The sequence below is a fragment of the Geobacillus zalihae genome, from assembly GCF_030414215.1.
GTDB lineage: Bacteria > Bacillota > Bacilli > Bacillales > Anoxybacillaceae > Geobacillus > Geobacillus zalihae.
The window spans coordinates 1758008-1779293 of sequence record NZ_CP129217.1 but is presented as its reverse complement, the minus strand read 5'-3'; the positions used below and the strand labels follow the sequence as shown (position 1 = coordinate 1779293).

At 56.6% G+C, this 21286-nt stretch carries 23 protein-coding genes and 1 pseudogene; 21 read left to right on the top strand and 3 right to left on the bottom strand.

Annotated features, from left to right (window positions below):
* Positions 1-2: 2 nt before the first annotated feature.
* The 18 genes and pseudogenes from QWV57_RS09105 (at position 3) to cobO (ending at position 17158) form a co-directional block, all read left to right on the top strand.
* Positions 3-296: an energy-coupling factor ABC transporter substrate-binding protein gene (locus QWV57_RS09105; RefSeq protein ID WP_011231298.1), complete on the top strand. Its 294-nt coding sequence runs from the start codon at positions 3-5 to the stop codon at positions 294-296.
* The gene (locus QWV57_RS09100) at positions 280-1005 is read left to right on the top strand and encodes an energy-coupling factor transporter transmembrane component T family protein (RefSeq protein WP_011231297.1); all 726 of its coding nucleotides are present in this window, start codon (positions 280-282) and stop codon (positions 1003-1005) included. Before QWV57_RS09105 ends, QWV57_RS09100 begins: the two co-directional genes overlap by 17 nt.
* Before the next feature lie 5 nt (positions 1006-1010).
* Complete coding sequence (locus QWV57_RS09095; protein ID WP_011231296.1) at positions 1011-1799, top strand: energy-coupling factor ABC transporter ATP-binding protein; 789 nt, start codon at positions 1011-1013, stop codon at positions 1797-1799.
* A gap of 64 nt (positions 1800-1863) precedes the next feature.
* Positions 1864-3645, top strand: coding sequence for a precorrin-3B C(17)-methyltransferase (cobJ, locus tag QWV57_RS09090; RefSeq protein WP_083509277.1), 1782 nt, complete (start codon positions 1864-1866; stop codon positions 3643-3645).
* A 37-nt stretch (positions 3646-3682) separates the two neighbouring features.
* Positions 3683-4507: a sirohydrochlorin chelatase gene (locus QWV57_RS09085; protein ID WP_033005389.1), complete on the top strand. Its 825-nt coding sequence runs from the start codon at positions 3683-3685 to the stop codon at positions 4505-4507.
* Between the two features lie 22 nt (positions 4508-4529).
* Positions 4530-5306, top strand: a complete 777-nt coding sequence (cobK, locus tag QWV57_RS09080; RefSeq protein ID WP_033005390.1) for a precorrin-6A reductase — start codon at positions 4530-4532, stop codon at positions 5304-5306.
* Between the two features lie 160 nt (positions 5307-5466).
* Positions 5467-6114, top strand: coding sequence for a precorrin-8X methylmutase (locus QWV57_RS09075; RefSeq protein WP_014195898.1), 648 nt, complete (start codon positions 5467-5469; stop codon positions 6112-6114).
* Positions 6115-6120: 6 nt separating this feature from the next.
* On the top strand, positions 6121-7239 hold the full coding sequence (locus tag QWV57_RS09070; RefSeq protein ID WP_014195897.1) for a cobalt-precorrin-5B (C(1))-methyltransferase: 1119 nt from the start codon (positions 6121-6123) through the stop codon (positions 7237-7239).
* Complete coding sequence (locus QWV57_RS09065) at positions 7205-8410, top strand: bifunctional cobalt-precorrin-7 (C(5))-methyltransferase/cobalt-precorrin-6B (C(15))-methyltransferase (RefSeq protein ID WP_020754788.1); 1206 nt, start codon at positions 7205-7207, stop codon at positions 8408-8410. Before QWV57_RS09070 ends, QWV57_RS09065 begins: the two co-directional genes overlap by 35 nt.
* Positions 8407-9108 (top strand): precorrin-2 C(20)-methyltransferase, encoded by a 702-nt coding sequence (cobI, locus tag QWV57_RS09060; protein WP_020754789.1) that lies wholly within the window; start codon positions 8407-8409, stop codon positions 9106-9108. Before QWV57_RS09065 ends, cobI begins: the two co-directional genes overlap by 4 nt.
* On the top strand, positions 9105-9878 hold the full coding sequence (cobM, locus tag QWV57_RS09055) for a precorrin-4 C(11)-methyltransferase (protein WP_033025425.1): 774 nt from the start codon (positions 9105-9107) through the stop codon (positions 9876-9878). Before cobI ends, cobM begins: the two co-directional genes overlap by 4 nt.
* A gap of 1 nt (position 9879) precedes the next feature.
* Positions 9880-11079, top strand: coding sequence for a cobalt-precorrin 5A hydrolase (locus QWV57_RS09050; protein WP_020754792.1), 1200 nt, complete (start codon positions 9880-9882; stop codon positions 11077-11079).
* Positions 11025-12389 (top strand): cobyrinic acid a,c-diamide synthase CobB, encoded by a 1365-nt coding sequence (locus QWV57_RS09045; protein ID WP_020754793.1) that lies wholly within the window; start codon positions 11025-11027, stop codon positions 12387-12389. Before QWV57_RS09050 ends, QWV57_RS09045 begins: the two co-directional genes overlap by 55 nt.
* The gene (locus QWV57_RS09040) at positions 12382-13893 is read left to right on the top strand and encodes a cobyric acid synthase (RefSeq protein ID WP_020754794.1); all 1512 of its coding nucleotides are present in this window, start codon (positions 12382-12384) and stop codon (positions 13891-13893) included. Before QWV57_RS09045 ends, QWV57_RS09040 begins: the two co-directional genes overlap by 8 nt.
* A pseudogene (locus tag QWV57_RS09035) lies at positions 13871-14587 on the top strand (RNA-guided endonuclease TnpB family protein); the annotation flags it as partial. The gene QWV57_RS09040 and the pseudogene QWV57_RS09035, both read left to right, overlap by 23 nt.
* A 219-nt stretch (positions 14588-14806) precedes the next feature.
* On the top strand, positions 14807-15865 hold the full coding sequence (gene cobT / locus QWV57_RS09030) for a nicotinate-nucleotide--dimethylbenzimidazole phosphoribosyltransferase (protein ID WP_301101972.1): 1059 nt from the start codon (positions 14807-14809) through the stop codon (positions 15863-15865).
* Entirely contained in the window at positions 15862-16632 is a 771-nt protein-coding gene (cobA, locus tag QWV57_RS09025; RefSeq protein WP_081132594.1) for a uroporphyrinogen-III C-methyltransferase, read from the top strand. The genes cobT and cobA overlap by 4 nt, the downstream gene beginning before the upstream one ends.
* Entirely contained in the window at positions 16613-17158 is a 546-nt protein-coding gene (gene cobO / locus QWV57_RS09020; protein ID WP_013145285.1) for a cob(I)yrinic acid a,c-diamide adenosyltransferase, read from the top strand. Before cobA ends, cobO begins: the two co-directional genes overlap by 20 nt.
* A gap of 234 nt (positions 17159-17392) precedes the next feature.
* On the opposite strand, the gene QWV57_RS09015 is transcribed toward cobO, so the two are convergent.
* The 3 genes from QWV57_RS09015 to metA form a co-directional block, all read right to left on the bottom strand.
* Positions 17393-17542, bottom strand: a complete 150-nt coding sequence (locus QWV57_RS09015; protein WP_011231282.1) for a hypothetical protein — start codon at positions 17540-17542, stop codon at positions 17393-17395.
* A 184-nt stretch (positions 17543-17726) separates the two neighbouring features.
* Positions 17727-17825: a YjcZ family sporulation protein gene (locus QWV57_RS09010; RefSeq protein ID WP_011231280.1), complete on the bottom strand. Its 99-nt coding sequence runs from the start codon at positions 17823-17825 to the stop codon at positions 17727-17729.
* A 167-nt stretch (positions 17826-17992) separates the two neighbouring features.
* Positions 17993-18901 carry a homoserine O-acetyltransferase MetA gene (gene metA / locus QWV57_RS09005; RefSeq protein ID WP_011231279.1) on the bottom strand — a complete coding sequence of 303 codons (909 nt, stop codon included), beginning with the start codon at positions 18899-18901 and terminating at the stop codon, positions 17993-17995.
* 120 nt (positions 18902-19021) lie between these two features.
* On the opposite strand from metA, the gene QWV57_RS09000 reads away from it, so the two are divergent.
* The 3 genes from QWV57_RS09000 to QWV57_RS08990 are packed head-to-tail and all read left to right on the top strand — an operon-like array spanning position 19022 to position 21238.
* Positions 19022-19537, top strand: a complete 516-nt coding sequence (locus QWV57_RS09000) for a hypothetical protein (RefSeq protein WP_301101968.1) — start codon at positions 19022-19024, stop codon at positions 19535-19537.
* 60 nt (positions 19538-19597) lie between these two features.
* Positions 19598-20074: a glutathione peroxidase gene (locus QWV57_RS08995; protein ID WP_013145288.1), complete on the top strand. Its 477-nt coding sequence runs from the start codon at positions 19598-19600 to the stop codon at positions 20072-20074.
* A gap of 18 nt (positions 20075-20092) precedes the next feature.
* Positions 20093-21238 carry a conserved virulence factor C family protein gene (locus tag QWV57_RS08990; protein ID WP_020755877.1) on the top strand — a complete coding sequence of 382 codons (1146 nt, stop codon included), beginning with the start codon at positions 20093-20095 and terminating at the stop codon, positions 21236-21238.
* Positions 21239-21286 lie beyond the last annotated feature (48 nt).

The window sequence follows — 21286 nt, the reverse complement described above, 5'->3', positions numbered from 1 at the left end:
CGATGAAGAAAAATGGCTTGCTCGTGTTGCTGGCTGCTTTGCTTGTCATCATTCCTCTTTGGTGGGCGCGCGGATCGGAATTCGGTGGAACGGACGATCAGGCGGAAAAAGCCATTCAAACGCTCAACCCGCATTACCGGCCGTGGTTTGAGTCGATCTTCACCCCTCCAGGCGGCGAAGTCGAAACGCTTCTGTTCTCGCTGCAAGCCGCGCTTGGCGCCGGCGTGATCGGCTACGTCGTCGGGTTGTACAAAGGGCGTTCGGAGCGGAAAAACAGCCATGATTCGCGAGTTTGACCGTTGGGCGTATGACAACCGGCTGCGGGCATGGCGGGCGGAGTGGAAGCTGATCGTGGCGTTTGTTATGCTTGCCGTTGTCATGATGGGCGGCTGGCGCGAACAATGGCTTGTGCTCATCGGAATGGCGTATTGGATTGTCGCTCGTGCACGAGTGCCGTTTTCCGTGTATGGAAAAGCGATGCTCGCCGCCTCCGTTTTTTTAGGGCTCAGCCTGCTGACGCTCGTTGTGTCCGTGTCGGTTCCTTTTCAAATAACTTTCATCGACAGCCAGCTGCAGCCGGCTGCAAAGCTCGCCGTCCGCTCCCTTGCCGCCTGGTCGTGCTTGTTTTTCCTTCTCATTACGACGCCGGCGCCGGACTTGATTGCGGTGCTGAGGCGAATGCGGCTGCCGGCGGCGCTCGTGGAACTTTGCTTTCTTATGTATCGCTTTATCTTTTTGCTCGAGCAGGCGGCCGCAGAGCTGATGCTAGCGTTGCGGGCCCGCAGCGGGGGAACGCATTGGCGGCATGGCGGGATGCTGATGTACCAACTATGGATGAAAACGTGGCAGTCGTATGAAGCGTTCAGCCGTTCGCTTGCGGCGCGTGGAGGCGTCGCGTCGGCTGGGCATACGCATCAGCGGGAAAAAGCGCATGTGCCTCTTGTCGATGTTGCGGCCGGCATCATCATGGCCTTGCTGCTTGGGTGGGCATGGCGGAAAGGGTGAAAACGTTGCTGCTGCGAATGGAACGAGTGAAATACGCTTATCAAGCAGAACGGTACGTGCTGAATGGGATTGATTGGGAAATTCCAGAGCGAAAAAAATGCGCCTTGATCGGGCCAAACGGCTGCGGCAAAACGACGTTGTTTCTTCATTTGAACGGGCTGCTGCGGGCGCAGGAAGGAGCGGTGTATTGGAAAGGGCGCAACATGTATGAACGCGGCGCTGATTGGACGCAATGGCGGCGTGAAGTCGGCATCGTCTTTCAAAACCCGGAGCATCAAATCCTCGCCCCGCTCGTGCGTGATGAATTGGCGATCAGCTTAGTCCATGCCGGAATCGATCGAGAAAAAATGGGGGAGGCGCTTGCCGCGATTACGGCGGAATACCACCTTCAATCTTGGCTGGACCGCCCGACCCATCAATTCAGTCTCGGACAGAAAAAATGGCTGACGCTCTGCTGTACGATGGCGGCCAAGCCGGACTTGCTCGTATTGGACGAACCGACCGCCTATTTGGATCAGCATCAGACAAAGCAGTTTCTCAAACAAATTGACGCCATTCACCAGGCGGGGACGACTGTGTTGATCGCCACCCATGACATGGATTTCGTCTGGCAGTGGGCGGATGTCGTCGCGGTCATGCACGAAGGACGGATCGTGATGCAAGGGGCACCCGAAGACGTATTCGCCGACCGCCAGCGGCTGTTGGACATTCGCTTGGATGTTCCGCTGTTCGTGCGGCTTTGGCAAGCATGGCGGCCAGAGGAAAAGATCGTCCCCCGATGTGTTGCGCCGTGAAAGGGACATGAGCGGCGAATGGAGTGTGAAAAATGGGTGCTAGTCGGCAAAAGGAGGGATCATGATGAGCGGCAAATTGCTCATTGTCGGCTTCGGCCCGGGAAGCGTCGACCATATGACGAAACGGGCTCGGGAAGCGATTGAAGAAAGCGACGTCATCATCGGCTACAAAACGTACATCGAACTTGTGCGCGATCTCATTGCTGGAAAAGAGATCATTAGCACGGGCATGACCGAAGAAGTGAGCCGCGCCCAAGCGGCGGTGAAGTGGGCCGAGCGCGGCAAAACGGTTGCCGTCATCTCCAGCGGCGACGCCGGGTTGTACGGCATGGCGGGGCTCGTGTATGAAGTGTTGATCGAAAAAGGGTGGACGAAAGCGAGTCCGATTGAAGTCGAAGTCATCCCCGGCATTTCCGCGATTCATTCGTGCGCGGCGCTGCTTGGCGCCCCGATTATGCACGATGCCTGTACGATCAGTTTGAGCGATCATTTGACGCCGTGGGAGCTGATTGAAAAGCGGATTGACGCCGCGGCGGCGGCCGATTTTGTCATTGCGTTGTACAATCCGAAAAGCGGGCGGCGCACTCGGCAGATTGTGGAGGCGCAGCGCATCCTGCTTCGCCACCGGTCTCCGGAGACCCCGGTCGGTCTGGTAAAAAGCGCGTATCGCGAGCGTCAGCATATCGTTCTCACCGACTTGGCGCATATGCTGGACCATGAGATCGGCATGTTGACGACGGTCATTATCGGCAACTCGACGACTTTTGTTTACGATGGGCTCATGATCACGCCGCGCGGCTACCAGCGCAAGTATCAACTAGCAGCCGCCGTCCAGCCGCTCAAACCGCATGAACGGCTGCGCAAAGAGGCAGAGCCATGGGCGCTCGACCAGACGAAGCCGCTGAGAGAGCCGGACGAAGAAAACGGAGAAGCGTTTCGGCCGTTTGTCGCGGCTGCCTCCGCTTTCGGGGACGAGAAAGACCGCGGTTTTGCCGCCGTAGCGGTTTTGCCGCCAGCTGTGGACGCGGCCGAGAAGGAAGCTGGATTGGCGCCGGCAGCTTCCGCTTTTCCGCTGCCGGAGGAGCCATTCGTCCAAACGGAAAACCGGCCGTCATCCGCTCTGTTGCATCGGGTGAGAGAAACAGCGGAGGACGCGCTTGCAGCATTGGAAAGAAGAACGACAAAGAAGGCGTCCGCCGTGCTGTTCGAAGCGGCAGTGAGCCCAGGGGTGGCCAACAAGCAGTTTACTCCGGAGCAGCTCATCGCGCTTGCCGAAGCGGTCGGACCGGACGGGAAAATGACGTACACGCCGGATCATTATATCAAAATCGAGCGGGTGACAGAGGATCCAAAAGGGCTTGTCGATCGGCTCGCTGCTGTCGGACTGATGGTGATGCCGGTTGGTGATGTGCTGACGGTGAAGGCATGCGACTTTTGCGATGGAGAGAAAAAAGACGCGATTCCATATGCCGAGGAATTGGCGCGGCGATTTGGGGGCATGGCGCTGCCGAAAGAGTTGAAGCTTGGCATCAACGGCTGCGGGATGGCATGCTACGGCGCGGTGCGCGAAGACATCGGGCTTGTGTACCGGAAAGGGAAATTTGACTTGTTTTTAGGCGGGAAAACGGTCGGCCGCAACGCCCATCCTGGCCAGCTCGTTGCGGAAGGCATCCCGCCGGAAGAGATGGTGGCCATTGTGGCGGACATCATTGAACAGTACAAAGAACATGCTCATCCGAACGAACGATTTCATAAGTTTTTTGCCCGCGTGAAACAAATCGGCCGCTTTTCGTACGAGGAGGCCAAGACGGCGGCGAAGATCGAAACGCCGGCATGCGGTGAGTAACCTCGGATGGAGTGATATAAAAGAGAGGAGAGCGAATATGAGAGCCATTTTGTTTGTCGGCCATGGAAGCCGCGACCCGGAAGGAAATGAGCAAGTACAGCAGTTTGTCGACCGCCTGCGGCCGCGTCTTTCTGCTTCTTTCCATGTTGAAACGAGTTTTCTAGAGTTTGGCCGTCCGTCGATCAGCGAAGGAATCGCGCGGTGCGTTGAGGCCGGAGCGGCGGAAGTGGCGGTCATTCCGCTCATTTTATTGCCGGCTGGGCATTCGAAGCTGCACATCCCGGCGGAAATCGATGAGGCGAAAGCGCGCTATCCGCACATCATGTTTCGATATGGACGGCCGATCGGCGTTCATGAGCAGACGTTCGCGATTTTGCGCGAGCGTCTGCAAGAAATCGGCGAGCGGCCGGAGCAGCCTGATGACGGAACAGCGGTCATTTTGCTTGGCCGCGGCGGGAGCGACCCGGACGCGAACAGCGACTTGTATAAAATCGCCCGCTTGTTTTGGGAACAAACGGGCTATGCGCTCATCGAGCCGGCGTTTATGGGGGTGACGACGCCGTCGCTTGATGACGCCGTCCGCCGCTGTCTCATGCTTGGGGCGAAGCGGATCGTCGTTTTGCCGTATTTTTTGTTCACCGGTGTGCTCATCAAGCGGCTTGAACGGCAAGTGGCGCAATACCGCCTCGATCACCCGCACGTCTCATTTGCGCTGGCCGATTATGTCGGCTTTCATCCGAAACTGATCGATATCGTGCTTGACCGCCTGCAAGAAGTGCTCGATCAAACGGTGGCGATGAACTGCGATGTCTGTCAATACCGGCTGCACGTTTCTCACCATCATCATCACCATCATCACTAAAAAACAAAAAGGAGGAGCGCTGATGATTTTGATGTTGGCAGGGACGAGCGATGCCCGCGAATTGGCGGTGATGATCCAACAAGCTGGCTATTCGGTCACGGCGACGGTCGTCACCGATCACGCGGCCGAACAGCTTCGGTCATCCGGCATTCGCGCCTACGTCGGCCGCTTGGATGCGTCCCAGCTTGCCGAGCTGGCCAAAGCCGAGGGAGCCAAAGCGATTGTCGATGCGAGCCATCCATTTGCGGAGGAGGCGTCGAAAAACGCCATGCAAGCGTCGGCCGCTGCCGAATTGCCGTACATCCGCTATGAGCGGCAGGCGTCTTCGCTTTCATCCGAGAAGGTGACGTTTGTCGATAGCTATGAAGAAGCCGCCGAGCTGGCGGCGGAAAAAGGCGGCGTCGTGATGCTGACGACCGGCAGCAAAACGCTCGACATTTTCGCCGCGAGGCTCATCGGGCGCCCGGACGTCAAGGTGATTGCACGGATGCTCCCGAGAAAAGACAATTTGGACAAATGCGAGCGTCTTGGGTTTTCCCAAGAGCAGATCGTCATGATGCAAGGGCCGTTTACGAAAGAGCTCGATCGGGCGCTGTACCGCCATTTCGGCGTCACGGTCGTCGTCACGAAAGAAAGCGGCAAAGTCGGGTTTGTCGATGAGAAAATCGCTGCCGCCGAGGAGCTCGGCATCGAGGTCATCGTCATCCGCCGCCCACGGTTGTCATACGGCATCGTGCATCACGATTTTGCCGGCGTGCTCGATGCGTTGAAGCAACATGCGCCGCTTCCAACCGTGTAAAACGTGTTTTCAGAAAAAACAGCAAAACGTTTTTCGCGCCAATGGCGTCCCATGCGTCTGAGCTTGTTGCCTTCATGCGGGAAGCGAAGCGCACGGATGGAAGGAATGGGCTTCTAGCGGCCGCTCATGCAAGCGATCATGAAGAAAGGAGAGAATTGTCATGGACTTCCATACAACATTTCGTCCGGCGACGGTGCAGCCGGAACAAATTGAAGCGCGCAGCTTTCAAATCATTGATGAAGAGATCGGCGAGCATTCATTTACAGAAGAACAATACCGAATCGTTCAGCGCGTCATCCATGCATCGGCTGATTTTGAGCTGGGCAAAAGCCTCATTTTCCACCCGGATGCGATCCGCTCAGGCATTGATGCCATTCGCAGCGGCAAGCTCGTCGTCGCCGATGTGCAAATGGTGCAAGCCGGCGTCAATCAAGCGCGGCTTGCGAAGTTCGGCAGCGCGGTGCGCGTCTATATTTCTGATGAAGACGTGATCGCGGAAGCGAAACGGTTGAATACGACGAGGGCGATTGTGGCTATGCGCAAAGCGGTGAAAGAAGCGGAAGGCGGCATTTTTGCCATCGGCAACGCTCCGACAGCGTTATTGGAGCTCATTCGCCTCATCAAAGAAGGAGAGGCGCGGCCGGGATTGGTGATCGGCTTGCCGGTCGGATTCGTCTCGGCGGCGGAATCGAAAGAAGAATTGGCGAAGCTCGATGTGCCGTTCATCACCAACCGCGGCCGCAAAGGAGGAAGCACCGTGACTGTCGCCGCCTTGAATGCGTTATCGCTGCTTGCCGAGCGAGCGTGACGAACGATGGAAACGAAAAAAACGCTGCGTGAAGGGTATACGACCGGATCGTGCGCGACAGCGGCAACGAAAGCCGCGCTCACGGCGCTCATCACTGGCCAAGTGCAGGCGGAGGCGACGATTCGGATTCCGATCGGGCGGGTGGTGACCTTTTCGCTCGCCTCTTGTTCGTTCGATGGCGAAACGGCGACGGCCTCGGTCGTGAAGGATGGCGGCGATGACCCAGATGCGACGCACGGCGCGCTCATCGTTTCCACTGTCTCGTGGGCCTCGTCGCCGGGCGTTCATATCGACGGCGGTGAAGGGGTCGGACGCGTCACCAAACCCGGCTTGCCGGTGCCGGTCGGGGAAGCGGCGATCAATCCAGTGCCGCGGCAAATGATCCGCGAAGCCGTCAATGAAGTGCTGGCGCAATACGGTCTACATCGCGGGGTGAAGGTCGTCATTTCTGTGCCCGGCGGCGAGGAAATCGCCAAAAAAACGTTGAACCCGAGACTAGGCATCATTGGCGGCATTTCGATTTTGGGGACGCGCGGCATCGTCGTTCCGTTCTCCACCGCCGCCTACCGGGCGAGCATCGTGCAGGCGCTTCAAGTGGCGAAAGCGAACGGCTGCCGCCATGTTGTCATCACAACCGGGGGGCGGAGCGAGAAATACGCCATGCAAGAATATCCGCATTTGCCGGAAGAAGCGTTTATCGAAATGGGCGATTTTGTCGGCTTTACGCTGAAACAATGCAAACGGCTTGGCATCAAGATGGTGTCGATGGTCGGGATGATGGGGAAATTTTCGAAAGTCGCTCAAGGAGTGATGATGGTGCACTCGAAAAGCGCCCCGGTCGACTTTGGCTTTTTGGCTGCCATCGCCGAGCAGGCAGGTGCTGGCCCAGAACTGGTGGCTGCGGTGCGCGGCGCGAATACGGCGGCGCAAGTCGGCGACATGATGCAAGAGGCCGGTTGCATGAAGTTTTTCGAGCTTTTGTGCGAAGCGTGCTGCCAGGCGGCGCTTCACGAAGTGGGAGGCGGTCTGACGGTGGCGACGTCCATTTACACAATGAACGGACAACAATTAGGAAAGGCGGTGCAGACCGATGGGGACGATGAAGTTGATCGGTGTGGGTGCTGATGGGCAAGCAAGTCTTCCTGAGCTGTATCGACGCTGGATTGATGAAAGCGAGCTGCTTGTCGGCGGCGAACGGCAGCTGGCGATGTTTCCTGAATACAAAGGAGAAACGATCATCATCCGCCGCGGACTGGCGGAGCTGGTGGAGCGGCTCCGCCATGAGACGCGCAACACGGTCGTGCTTGCTTCCGGCGATCCGCTCTTTTACGGCATCGGCAGCTATTTGGCCGGCAAATTGCCGATCGACGTGTATCCGGCCGTCAGCTCAGTGCAATGGGCGTTTGCGAAAATGGGCGAGTCTTGGCAAGACGCGGCGTTTGTCAGCGTCCATGGCCGGCCGCTCACCGGTTTGGCTCAGCGGGTCGACGGGCGGCGCAAAGTCGCCATCTTAACCGATGAGACGAACTCGCCGGCCGCCATCGCCCGCTATTTGCTCGAGTACGGCATGACGGAATATGAGGCGTTTGTCGGCGAGGAGCTCGGCGGGCCGAATGAGCGATGCCGGTTTTTCAAGCTAGAAGAAATGGCAGAAACCGAGTTTCTTCCATTAAACATAGTCATTTTGCGGCAAACCGCTCCTGGTCCGATTTGGCCGCTCGGCATTGACGATGATGAATTTTTCCAACGCAAGCCGGACAAAGGGCTGATTACAAAGAAAGAAATTCGCGTCTTAAGCGTAAGCGCCTTGCGCTTGCGCCCGGACAGCGTCGTCTGGGACATTGGGACGTGCACCGGTTCGGTCGCGATTGAAGCGGCGAAAATCGCCCGCGACGGGGCGGTGTTTGCGATTGAAAAAAATGAATACGACCTCGAGATTTGCCGGCAAAACTTGCGCAAATTCCGCGTTGACATCACGCTTGTGCACGGCAGGGCGCCCGATCGGCTCGATGAGTTTGCCGACCCGGATGCCATCTTTATCGGCGGCACGTCAGGCGCGATGTCGCCGTTGTTGGACGTCTGTGCGAAACGGCTGAAGAAAAATGGACGCATCGTGATCAACGCGGCAACGGTTGAGACGCTTGCTGAAGCGGGCCGCGAGCTGCGCAGCCGTGGATTTCATGTTGACATCACGCTCGCGCAAGTGTCGCGAAGCAAGCCCATTTTAGAGTTGACGCGCTTTGAGGCGCTCAATCCGGTGTATATCATGACAGCCAAGCGGGAGGGAGACGAATGACCGGCACGTTGTACGGCATCGGTGTTGGCCCGGGCGATCCAGAGCTCATGACGGTGAAAGCATACCGCCGCCTAAAAGAAGCGGATGTCATCGCCTATCCAAAAAAAGGGCGGCAAAGCAAAAGCTATGCCGAACAAATTATCGACGCGTATTTTGCGCCGGAGGAAAAACGCCGGCTTGGGCTTCATTTTCCGATGACAAAAGACGTGGCCGTGCTTGAACCAAAATGGAACGAAGCAGCCGACGCCATTTGGGCGGAACTGTCGGCTGGGCGCGATGTGGCGTTTGTCACCGAAGGCGATCCGCTGTTGTACAGCACGTTCATCCATTTGATGCATGTGATGGAGCGACGCTATCCAGACGCGCCGATCGAAGTCGTCCCCGGCGTCAGCTCGGCGAACGCCGCCGCCGCCCGGCTTCGCCTGCCGCTTGCGGACGGCGATGAGCAAGTGGCGATCGTGCCGGCGCGTGACGACTATGAAGCGATGAAAGCCGCGATTCTTGCACATGATTGTGTCATCTTTTTTAAAGTAGCAAAAGTGATCGACTTGATGATCCGCCTCCTGCGCGAGCTCGATTTGCTTCATCGCGCCGCTGTTGTGACGAAAGTGACGTCCGGCGAGGAAGTCGTGTGGAAGGTCGAGGAGCTCGACGGAGCGGAGCTCGAATATTTGACATTGATGGTGGTGAGAAAGTGAAGCTGTATATCGTAGGAGCGGGGCCGGGAGCGCCGGATTTGATCACGGTTCGCGGCGCCGAGCTTCTTGCTGCTGCCGACGCCATTTTTTACACAGACTCGCTAGTGAGCGCGGAATTGATCGAGCGCTACCGGAAGCCGGAAGCGGAGGTGTTTCATACGGCCGGCATGCATTTGGAGCAAATGGTGGCGATGATGGCCGACAAGGTGAGACAAGGCCGGCTCGTCGTGCGCGTCCATACCGGTGATCCATCGATTTACGGGGCGACGCTCGAGCAAATCGCCTTGTTGAAAGAAGAAGGAATTGAAGTGGAAATCGTCCCCGGCGTCAGTTCGGCGTTTGCCGCCGCGGCCGCCGTGCAGGCGGAGCTCACCGTTCCGGAATTGACGCAGACGGTCATTTTCACCCGCGCCGAGGGGCGGACGCCGATGCCGCCGCGTGAGAAATTGCAGGAGCTGGCGCAGCATCATTGCACGCTCGTTCTTTTTTTAAGCGCGACGCTTGCCAAAAAAGTAAGCGCGGCGCTCCTTGAAGCGGGCTGGAGCGGTGATACGCCTGTCGCGATCGTCTATAAGGCGACATGGCCGGATGAAGTTGTGATTCGTTCCACCGTTGCCACAATGGCTGACGATATGCGGCGCCATGGTGTGACGAAACACGCGATCATGTTGGCCGGTTGGGCGCTCGATCCCCATATTCATGAGCGCGGCTACCGTTCGAAGCTGTACGACCGCACGTTTACGCACGGATATCGAAAGGGGGAGAAGTAAGGTGGGGGCTGCTGCCGCGAACAACGAAAGACACGGCGCCTATGCTGTCGTGGCCATTACGAAACACGGGGTCGAGATCGCCCGACGCCTTGGAGGCGCTCTTGCGGGAGCGGACGTTTATTATACGGATAAATTCGCCCGCGGCGATGAAGCCAAGCACGGGATCCGCTTGTTTTCCGGCAACGTCAGGGCCTTGTTGCCGGAGTTGTTCGCCCGCTATGACGGACTCATTTGCATCATTTCGCTCGGCGCTGTCGTGCGGATGATCGCTCCGCTGTTAAAAGACAAAAAGACCGATCCTGCGGTCGTGGTGATCGATGATAAGGCTGAACATGTGATCAGTGTTCTTTCCGGCCATTTGGGCGGAGCGAACGAACTGACGCGGCGTGTGGCCGCCATATTGGGCGCCCGCCCGGTCATTACGACCGCTTCCGACGTGCAGCAGACAATCGCCGTCGATCTGTTCGGTCGCCAGTTCGGCTGGGAATGGGAATCGGCCGACAAGCTGACACCGGTGAGCGCCGCGGTCGTGAATGAAGAGCCGGTGGCGATCGTGCAAGAGTCGGGGGAACCCGATTGGTGGCCGGAGGGCCGGACGCTGCCGAAAAACATCACCGTGTACGGCTCAATCGCGGAAGCGCTCGCTGCCCGCCCGGCGGCCGCGCTTGTGGTCACTCATCGCCTGCTTGCACCGGAAGAAGAGGCCATTTTGCAAAACGGCGTTTTGTATCGCCCGAAAGTAATCGCGCTTGGCATCGGCTGCAACCGCGGCACATCGGCTGACGAAATCGAAGCGGTCATCCATGAGACGCTCAATGAGCTGCGCTTTTCGATGAAAAGCGTCAAAGCGGTGTGCACCATTGATTTGAAAAAGGATGAACAAGGACTTTTGGAGGTAGTCAACAAATATAGATGGGAATTGGTTGCGTATACGCCAGAAGAGCTGAACACGGTGCCGATCGAAGCGCCGTCGGAAACGGTGTACCGCTACACCGGCGCGTATGGGGTGAGCGAGCCGGCGGCGAAATTGTACAGCGGGGCCGATCGGCTGGCGCTGGTGAAAAAGAAGTCCGGCAATGTGACGATTTCCGTAGCGCTCATCGATCATCAAAAGAAAGCGACCATGCAGGGAAAGGGGAAAGAGGCATGCGACGGCTTGTCATCGCCGCACCGGGAAGCGGCGCCGGCAAAACGACCGTGACGCTTGGATTGATGGCGGCCATGAGGCAGCAAGGATATACGGTGCAAGGGTTTAAATGCGGCCCGGACTACATCGACCCGACTTACCATACGGCTGTGACCGGCCGGCCGGCGCGCAACTTGGACAGTTGGATGATGGGAAGCGAAGCGGTCAAAACGGTGCTCGCCAACGGTTGTCAAGGGGCTGATATCGCCATCATCGAGGGGGTGATGGGGCTGTTTGACGGGAAACAGCCGCTTTCTGACGAGGGGGCGACGGCTGAAATCGCCGTATTGACCGAAAGCCCGGTGCTGCTTGTCGTCGATTGTTCCGGCATGGCCCGCAGCGCCGCCGCCATCGTCCATGGGTTTCAAACGTTTCGCCCCGATGTGCGCCTCGCCGGCGTATTTGCCAACCGCGTCGGCAGCGAAGGGCATTTTCGGCTCGTCAAAGCGGCCATCGAGCAAACGTGCGGGGTGCCGGTCGTCGGGTTTCTCACGCAAGACGAAGCGTTGGCGCTGCCAGAGCGCCATTTAGGGCTCGTGCCGTCGGTGGAGCGCGGCGAACTGGATTCGTTTTTTGCCGAACTGGGGAGAAAGGTGGCGCGCACGATCGATTGGGAGACGCTTCTTTCGATTGCAGAAGCGCCAGCCCTTTGTTCTCCGGCGCCGCTCATTCGCCCTTCGCGGCCGTATCGCGTGCGCGTGGCGGTTGCCAAAGATGCCGCCTTTCATTTTTACTATCCGGAGAATCTGGAGATGCTTTCTGCCTGCGGCGCGGAGCTTGTCTACTTTTCTCCGCTCGCCGGCGAGCCGCTTCCGGATGGGGTGAACGGATTGTATATCGGCGGCGGCTTCCCGGAGGAATTTGCCGCTGAGCTGGCGCGGCAGACGGCGGCGAAACAGTCGATCCGGGCGGCGATTGAATCCGGTTTGCCGACGCTGGCTGAGTGCGGCGGATTTATGTTTCTCACCGAACAGCTTGTGACGACGAGCGGGGAGGCGTACGACATGGTCGGCGTCATTCCGGGGAAGGTCGTGATGAAGACGAAGCTCGCGGCGCTTGGCTATCGCGAAGTGCGCGGGCGGAAAGGGAATTTTCTATTGCCGGAAGGAGAAACAGCGCGCGGACATGAATTCCATTATTCGGTGTACGAACCGCGGAGCGAGACGCCGTTTGCTTATGACACGAGCGGCCGGAAAGGAACAAAGCCGGACGGTTGTCTAGTGCACCGGCTTGTCGCCGGCTACGTTCATTTCCATTTCACGTCCGCCCCGGCGATGGCCGAACGGTGGCTTGCCGAATGCGAGCGGGTGAAACGCGATGGCTAGAGCGCTGCCGATCATGTTTCAAGGCACCCATTCCGATGCCGGCAAAAGCGTCATCGCAACCGCCTTTTGCCGCATGTTCGCCCAAGACGGCTGGAAGACGGCGCCGTTTAAGTCGCAAAACATGTCGTTAAACTCATATGTAACGCCGGACGGGAAAGAAATCGGCCGGGCGCAAGGCATTCAGGCCGAAGCAGCCGGAGTGGCGGCGCGCGCCGAGATGAATCCGATTTTGATTAAGCCAAGCCGCGAGCATGAATCGCAAATCGTTGTGCTTGGCAAACCGTACGGCAATATGCAGGCGTTCGCTTACCGGAACGAGTTTTTCCACCAAGGGTTGGCTGTCATCCGTCAGTCGCTCGAAACGTTGATGAATGAGTATGACCGGATTGTCATTGAAGGAGCGGGAAGCCCGGCGGAAGTAAACTTAAACGACCGCGAGCTCGTCAACATGCGCATCGCCCGCCTCGCCAACGCTCCGGTCGTGTTGATCGGCGATATTGAGCGGGGCGGGGTGTTCGCGAGCCTCGTTGGAACGCTGTGGCTGCTTGAGCCTGAGGACCGAAAGCGGGTCATTGGGGTCATCATTAACAAGTTTCGCGGCGATGTGGCGCTGCTTAAGCCGGGGCTTGATTGGTTTGAGCAGCACACCGGCGTGCCGGTGCTTGGCGTCGTTCCCTATTTGCCTGATTTGGCGATCGATGCTGAAGATTCGCTGTCGCTTGAGCGGTTTGCTTCATCTGTCGGGGGAGAGGAAGCGATTGATGTCGTGGTCATCCGCTGTCCGAAAATCGCCAATTTCACCGACATCGACCCGTTTTTGGCAGAACCGGACTGCCGCGTCCGGTTGGTCACGCACGCCGATGAGCTTGGCGCGCCGGATGTAATCGTGCTTCCCGGCAGCAAAAACACGATCGAAGACTTGATTTATATGAAGAAAAGAGGACTCGCTTCCCGCATTGTGTCGCTTGTCAATGAAGGAAAAGCGAGAGTCGTCGGCTTATGCGGCGGCTATCAAATGCTTGGCGCCGTCATCCGCGATCCGTATGGAGTCGAGACGCCGCTCCCGGAAGTAAAAGGGCTTGGTTTGCTGCCGATTGAAACGACGCTTGAGCGGACGAAAATCACGATCCGTACGGAAGGGATGCTTACGTGGGCGGGCGAGCGGTTTTCGGTGCAAGGATACGAGATTCATATGGGCCGCTCGGCGCCGCTTCCTGGCTATGCGCCGCTTATTGAGGCGGACGGCCGCCATGAAGGGGCGAAGCACAGTGATGAGCGGGTGCTGGGCACGTACATGCACGATTTGTTTCATAACGATGCGTTCCGCACCGCGTTTTTCAACAGCATTCGCCGCCAAAAAGGAATCGCCCCTTCTGGCGTCCGACCCTTTCGCTCGCTCAAAGAAAAGGCGTTCGACCGGCTTGCCGCTCATGTCCGCCAGCACGTGGCGGTCGAGCGGATCGAACAGATGATGCGTCAATTTGGCTGTCGCGATCACAGTTGAAGTCCAACAACGGGAAGACACCAAGGCAATGGGCGTTGATTTGGGACTTCGTTATATCGCCGTTGTCAGCATTGGAACGAAATCGTTGTTTTTCAAGGGTAGCCAATGCGCTTTCATTCGCCGACGATATGCGGCTTTGCGGCGAACGTTGGGCAAAGCGAAGAAGTTCCATATGATTCGCAAAATCGGCCGTAAAGAGTCCCGCTGGATGAAGGATCGAAACCATAAAATCAGCCGTCAACTCGTCCGTTTTGCCCTCGCCAACGGTGTTGGCGTGATTCGGATGGAAGCGTTGACAGGGATTCGGAAGCGGGCAACATCGTCCAAAGAAGCAGGACGAAGCCTTCATTCTTGGTCGTTTCATCAACTGCAAACGATGATTGCCTATAAAGCGGAAATGGCGGGCATTCGGGTGGAGTGGGTGAAGCCGACCTATACAAGCCAAACATGCCGATGCGGGCATCGGGAGAAAGCGAACCGAAACGGCACCCGCTTCCGATGCCAAAAGTGCGGATATGCGATTCATGCCGATCTGAATGGCGCGATCAACATCGCCAAAGCGATTTCGGGCTTCGCCGCCGAACCTAGCGCACTGGTCACAGGTGCGCCGCCCATTGGGGTACATCCTAACCCGATGGGACGGGGTGATGACACACCCCTAAGCTTGGGCGTTGTCCGAACCAGAAATGGATGAGGGCGCAAACGACCCAAGAATCCCACGCCCTTTAGGCGTGTGGAGTGTCAACGAATGATTGGCTCGGTTGTTGGGTTGTGAATCCCAAAGTGTAAAGCAGGTGGTGTTCGGCCTTCCTCTGCGCTAAAGCGTGACGGGGAAAGCTGCTTTTTCGCCCCTCAATCATAGACGAGAAAGGAGGAAGCGCCTATTCCCGCTTGATGGGGATATGGTGCGCCCATGATGAATGTTTCCATCCCACCGATCCACCGTGAAATGGTTGAACAAGCGCGTGCCTATATCGATCAATTGACCAAACCGCCCGGCAGCCTCGGCCGTCTTGAAGAAGTGGCGGCAACGCTTGCCGGCATGACCGGGGAGCTGCTTCCACGCGTCACTCCGCCCGGAGTGCTCGTGTTTGCGGCCGATCATGGCGTCACGGAAGAAGGGGTGTCTGCCTATCCGGCCGAAGTGACGGCGCAAATGGTGTACAACTTTGCCAACGGCGGAGCGGCGATCAACGCCTTCAGCCGGCAAATCGGCGCGTTGCTTCAGGTGATTGATGTCGGTGTCGCCGTGCCGATTGCTGATGAGCGCGTCATTCAGAAAAAGGTGCGCCCGGGAACGAACAATTTCGCGGAAACGGAAGCGATGACGCCGTCCGAGGCCGAACAGGCGCTTCATGTCGGTTACGAACAGGCGGCGTCCATCATTGAACAAGGCGTCCGCACGCTCATTGTCGGCGAAATGGGCATCGGCAATACGACCGCCGCGAGCGCCTTATTGGCCACGTTGACCGATGAGCCGCTTGAGCGCATCGTTGGCAAAGGAAGCGGCATTAAGGAGGAAATGCTTGCCCATAAACAGGACGTGATCCGACGGGCGCTCTTGCTTCATCGACCGGATCCGGCGAAGCCGCTTGAATGGCTTTCGCAAATCGGCGGGTTGGAGATCGCTGCTATGGCCGGGGCGATGCTGGCAGCCGCCGAACGGCGCATCCCGATTTTGCTTGACGGTTTTATTTGCACGGTGGCTGCCCTTGTGGCCCGCCAGTTTGCCGTGAACGTCACAGACTATATGATTGCCGGCCATCGTTCGCAAGAGCCGGGGCACAGTATAGCCCTTCGTTTGCTAGAGAAGGAGCCGCTTTTGGATCTCGGCATGCGCCTTGGCGAAGGAAGCGGCGCGGCGGTAGCGTTTCCGCTCTTGATTTCAGCAACGGCGATGGTGAACGAAATGGCGACGTTCGCCTCGGCGGGCATTTCCACAGCCAATGCAAAAGGGGAGAAGGGGCGATGACTGTCGGCAAAGTGTATTTAGTCGGCGCTGGGCCGGGGGATGAAAAGCTCATCACGGTTTACGGCCGCGAATGCCTAGAACGGGCGGATGTCATTATTTACGACCGGCTCATCAACCGTAAGCTGCTGCGCTACGCGAAGCCGGACGCTGAGCTTCTTTACTGCGGCAAAGAGCCGGGAAAACATGACACGGTTCAAGAACAAATTCATGAGCTGCTCGTTTGGCATGCGCAACAAGGAAAAACGGTCGTCCGCTTAAAAGGCGGCGATCCGTGCATTTTTGGCCGCGTTGGTGAAGAGGCGGAAGTGTTGGCGAAAGCCGGAATTCCGTTTGAAATCGTTCCAGGGGTGACATCCGGCATTGCTGTGCCGGCGTACGCCGGCATTCCGGTCACCCACCGTGATTACGCCGCCTCGGTGGCGATGGTCAGCGGGCATCGGAGTGAGCGGATCGATTGGGAGGCGCTGACTCGAGGATGCGATACGATCATTGTCTACATGGGAGCGGCCAATTTGCCGGATATTTGCGGCCGGTTGATGGCGGCCGGAAAGCCGTCGGATACGCCGGCGGCCATCATTGAATGGGGGACGACCGAGCGGCAGCGCACGGTGGCGGCGACGCTTTCGACGCTGTCAGACGAGGCGGAACAGGCGGGCATTTCCCATCCTGCCATCATCATCATCGGCGATGTCGTTCGTCTGCGTGAGACGCTCCAATGGTTTCCGGAGCGGCAAGGGGGCGTGGTCGATGCCGACGCCTCGTCATAGCGGGCGTGTCATCGTTTATACGGGCGACGGAAAAGGAAAAACGACGGCCGCATTGGGGCTTGCCCTGCGTGCCGTCGGCCGGGGAATGAACGTCGCGATTTTGCAGTTTGTGAAATCGCCGGAACGGACATACGGCGAGCAGTTGGCCCTAGAGCGTCTTGGCGTCGACGTCCGTCAGCTCGGCGCCGGCTTCACATGGACGAAAACGCCGGACATCCACCGCGAAGCATTGAAGCGTGCCTGGGCGGTGGCCAAAGAATATGTGTATTCCGGACGGTATGACATGATTGTGCTCGATGAACTGAACAATGTGTTGGCCATTGACCGCTTTCCCGTTGAAGATATCGTATCAGTCGGCGAGGTGCTCGAGCTGATCCGCACGCGCCCGCCGTCGCTCCATCTTGTCATCACGGGGCGCGCGGCGCGCCCGGAGCTGATGGCGGCTGCCGATATCGTGACGGAAATGAAGCTCATCAAGCATGACTATGAACAAGGAAGAACCGCGATGAAAGGGATTGAATTTTAGAAGCAAAAAGAGGCTGTCTCAAAAGGTTGGTTTTCTTTCGATAAAGTACAATATATGGTTTTCGGACAGCATTTTGCGCGTATATATACAGTAATAAGCAAAGGGGCTGACCCAAAAGGGTAATTTTCTTTAACAAAACACAACATATTGTTTCTTAATGATTGTTTTATACCTATATACGGTAATGAGAAAGGGTGTCTCGATCCTTTTGGGACACCCTCTTCTTTTTGTGGGTTAGGCATTTTCATCGGTTTTGTCATTTTGGATTTTGTTTTGCCGCCGTCCTTTGCTGTTATCGCCGGAAACCGGGCCGCGAAGCAAGGCCATCGGATCTTGCGTTGGCGCGTTTTGATTGCGGCTGCCGTTGTTTGGGCGTTTCGTCATGAGCTCCACCTCCTTTGGCTGCTGTTGTCATACGTTTAGCATGGACGATGCCTTCATTCCTATGCATGGTTGTCTACAGCCCAGCATAAAAAAGCGGGAAGCGTTCGTGTTCCCGCTTTCCCGCTGCAAGCCGGCCGGATGCTGGCAAACACGGCGGCCGGATGAAGGCAATCAGTGATTTCGGTTAGTAGGCATATCCGCCCAAGCAGGCACATCCAACAATAATCAACAAAATAAACAGAACGACAATCAACGCAAAGCTGTTTCCATGCCAAGCGCCCATCATGTTCACCTCCTGGTGGAATCTATCGTATTGTATGTCAAAAAAACGAAAAGAACAGGGCGATTGTCGAAACACGAAAACAATCGGCCAAAATGAGAAAAACGCCTTGCATATGTTTCAGCAAGGCGTTTTTTCGGGATGGTTCAACATGATTGCATATATTGATTTCATTCCCATTCATAAGGCGTTTCTTGATACACGTAATAGTTCAGCCAGTTGACAAACAGCAAGTTGGCATGCGAGCGCCATGTGTTCAGCGGTGGCTGGCTTGGGTCATCATTGGGAAAGTATGATTCCGGGATGTGAATCGGCAGCCCTTTCGCCAAGTCGCGTTCATATTCTTCTTTGAGCGTTGTCGCATCATATTCTGGATGGCCCGTTAAGAAAATGCGGCGCCCGTCGTTCGATGCGACGAGGCAAACGCCGGCTTTGTCAGACATGGACAAAATGGTGAGATCCGGCACTTTTTCGATGTCTTCGCGCTTGACGTCTGTATGGCGGGAGTGCGGCATGCGGAACACATCGTCAAAACCGCGCAATAGTTTTACGTTTTTCACTTCCACCGTATGGTTGAACACACCGAAGCATTTTTCCGGCAATGGGTATTTCGGAATGCCGTAGTGATAGTATAAGCCAGCTTGTGCCCCCCAACAAATGTGCAACGTTGACGTGACGTTCGTTTTCGTCCATTCCATAATTTCCGTCAATTCTCCCCAATAGTTGACCTCTTCAAACGGCATTTGCTCGACCGGCGCTCCGGTGATGATCATCCCGTCGAACTTGCGATGGCGAATGTGCGGGAAAATCGTGTAAAATTGTTCTAAATGATGTTTGCTTGTCGTTTTCGGCTCATGGGTCGCCGGGCGCAAAAAGGTGACGTTCACTTGCAGCGGCGAGTTGCCAAGCAGCCGCAGCAACTGTGTCTCTGCTTTTTCTTTTTCGGGCATCAAGTTTAAAATGATGATGTTGAGCGGACGGATGTCTTGCGAATACGCCCGTTCTTCGTCCATCACGAAAATGTTTTCTTGTTCGAGTATTTCTTTCGCCGGCAAGTCTTTTGGAATGTTGATTGGCAATGGTGTCCCCTCCGTTTCTGTCTCGTTACTAAATACCTTAATTATAAAAACTTTGTCAACATTCTTCAATTGATTTTTTGAACCTTAAAACAGCTTGTGAACAAAAAGGGGGAATCCCGATTGGATCCGACCGCCTTTGACAATTTAAAAACGGTGTTGGAAGGAGCGATATATGACGCGGACTTGCAAGGGCGCATTGCCGTGGTCGATCGCCGCGACCTTGTCGATTTGGCTCGTTTGTTCCGGGAGTACGCCATTTCATTTCGGCTGAATGATGCGCCCGATCCGCTCGTCGTCTGCACCGCGCGGCTTTCGCTTGATTTTGCTGAGCTGGTCAATGAGCGGCTCTATCACGACCGGGCCGGCTGCCGGCTCGCTCTTCTGTTTACCCTTCCGGTTCGCCGCTCGTCCGTTTGTGCGCTCATTGAAGGAACGCTGCGGACGATTTGGGGCAAGGAGCGAATCATCCGGCAAACGCTCCGCTTTCCGTTTCCGCATGAACACGGCCCGTATGAAAATGAAGCCGTGGTCGAATTTGCACGCCTCATTTATGAGGAAAACGCCGCCGATTTGCCGGAGATGGTGCCGTATATGGTTTCATCACTTGAACAATTGCAGCTGTTCGCCGGGCAGTAGTGGCGCAAAAAGTGGAAACAAACGGTGAAATCCGCTATGATAGGGATGAGGTGAAAAATCATGAGTGTATATGAATTCAGCGCCAAAACCATTCGCGGAGAGGAACAACCGCTTTCCGTCTATCGAGGCAACGTGCTGTTGATTGTCAACACGGCGAGCCGATGCGGATTTACCCCGCAGTATAAAGAACTGCAGGAGCTGTATGACGAATATCGCGATCGCGGGTTTGTTGTGCTCGGCTTTCCGTGCAACCAGTTCGGCGGCCAAGAGCCGGGGACGGAAGAGGAAATTGAGCAATTTTGCCAGTTGAATTACGGTGTGACGTTCCCGCTGTTTGCGAAAGTGGATGTGAATGGCGATAACGCCCATCCGCTGTTTCAATATTTGAAAGAAGAGGCGCCGGGGGCATTGGGAACAAAGGCGATCAAATGGAATTTCACGAAGTTTTTAGTCGACCGCAACGGCAAGGTTGTTGCTCGTTTCGCACCGCAAACAAAGCCAAGCGAGCTGAGAAAGGAAATTGAAAAGCTGCTGTAAGGCAAGGAGGGGTAACGCTTGCGCATTCAAGCGATTGAGCCGACGCCAAGCCCGAACACGATGAAAATATTGCTTGATGAAGAATTGCCTTCCGGCACGCGCCATAACTACAAACCGGACAACATTGGCGAAGCGCCGCCGCTTATTCAAGCATTGATGCGCATTGACGGAGTGAAAGGCATTTACCATGTCGCTGATTTTTTGGCTATTGAACGCCATCCGAAATACGACTGGCGCGACATTTTGGCGAAAGTGCGCGAAGTGTTCGGCGAGAAAGTGGATGACGGCGCCGAGACAAAGCCGAAAGGAAACGAACATTTCGGCGAAGTGAAAGTGTTCGTGCAAATGCTGTACGGTCTGCCGATGCAAGTGAAGCTTGTCGATGGGGAGCGCGAACACCGCGTCGGGTTGCCGAAACCGTTTATGGACGCGGTCATTGAGGCGCAAAAATACGCAGGAAATGTTGTGCTTGAGCGCAAATGGGTCGAAAAAGGAGTGCGCTACGGCACGTTTGAGGAAATCGGCCGCGAAATAGTCGATGAGCTGTCGGCAGCCTATCCGCCCGAGCGGCTGGAGCGGATCGTCAACATGTTCCGCCGCGGCGAGCAGGAAAAAACGGTGCAAAAGCGTCCAAGCCTCAAAGTGACGAGCGAGATGCTCGATGACCCGGATTGGCGCAAACGGTATGCCGCGCTCGAACAGATGGCCGAGCCGACCGAGGACGATATCCCGGTGTTGGCCAAGGCGCTCAAGGATGAAAAAATGGCGATTCGCCGCCTGGCGACGGCGTATCTCGGCATGATCGGCGGCAAAAAGGTGCTTCCGTATTTGTATGAAGCGTTAAAAGATCCTGCTGTCGCTGTCCGCCGCACCGCCGGCGACTGTTTGTCCGACATCGGCGATCCGGAGGCCATTCCGGCCATGATCGAAGCGCTAAAGGACGAAAGCAAGCTCGTCCGTTGGCGCGCGGCCATGTTTTTGTACGAAGTCGGCGACGAATCGGCGCTGCCGGCGTTGAAAGCGGCGGAAAACGATCCGGAGTTTGAAGTGAGCTTGCAAGTGAAAATGGCCATTGAACGGATCGAAGGCGGCGAAGAAGCGAAAGGGTCTGTGTGGAAGCAAATGACGGAGAGCCGGAAGAAAGAAAACGAAACAGAACAGTAAACCAGGCGCGCCCATCGGTGCGCCTGTTTTTATGATCGAAAAGAGTAC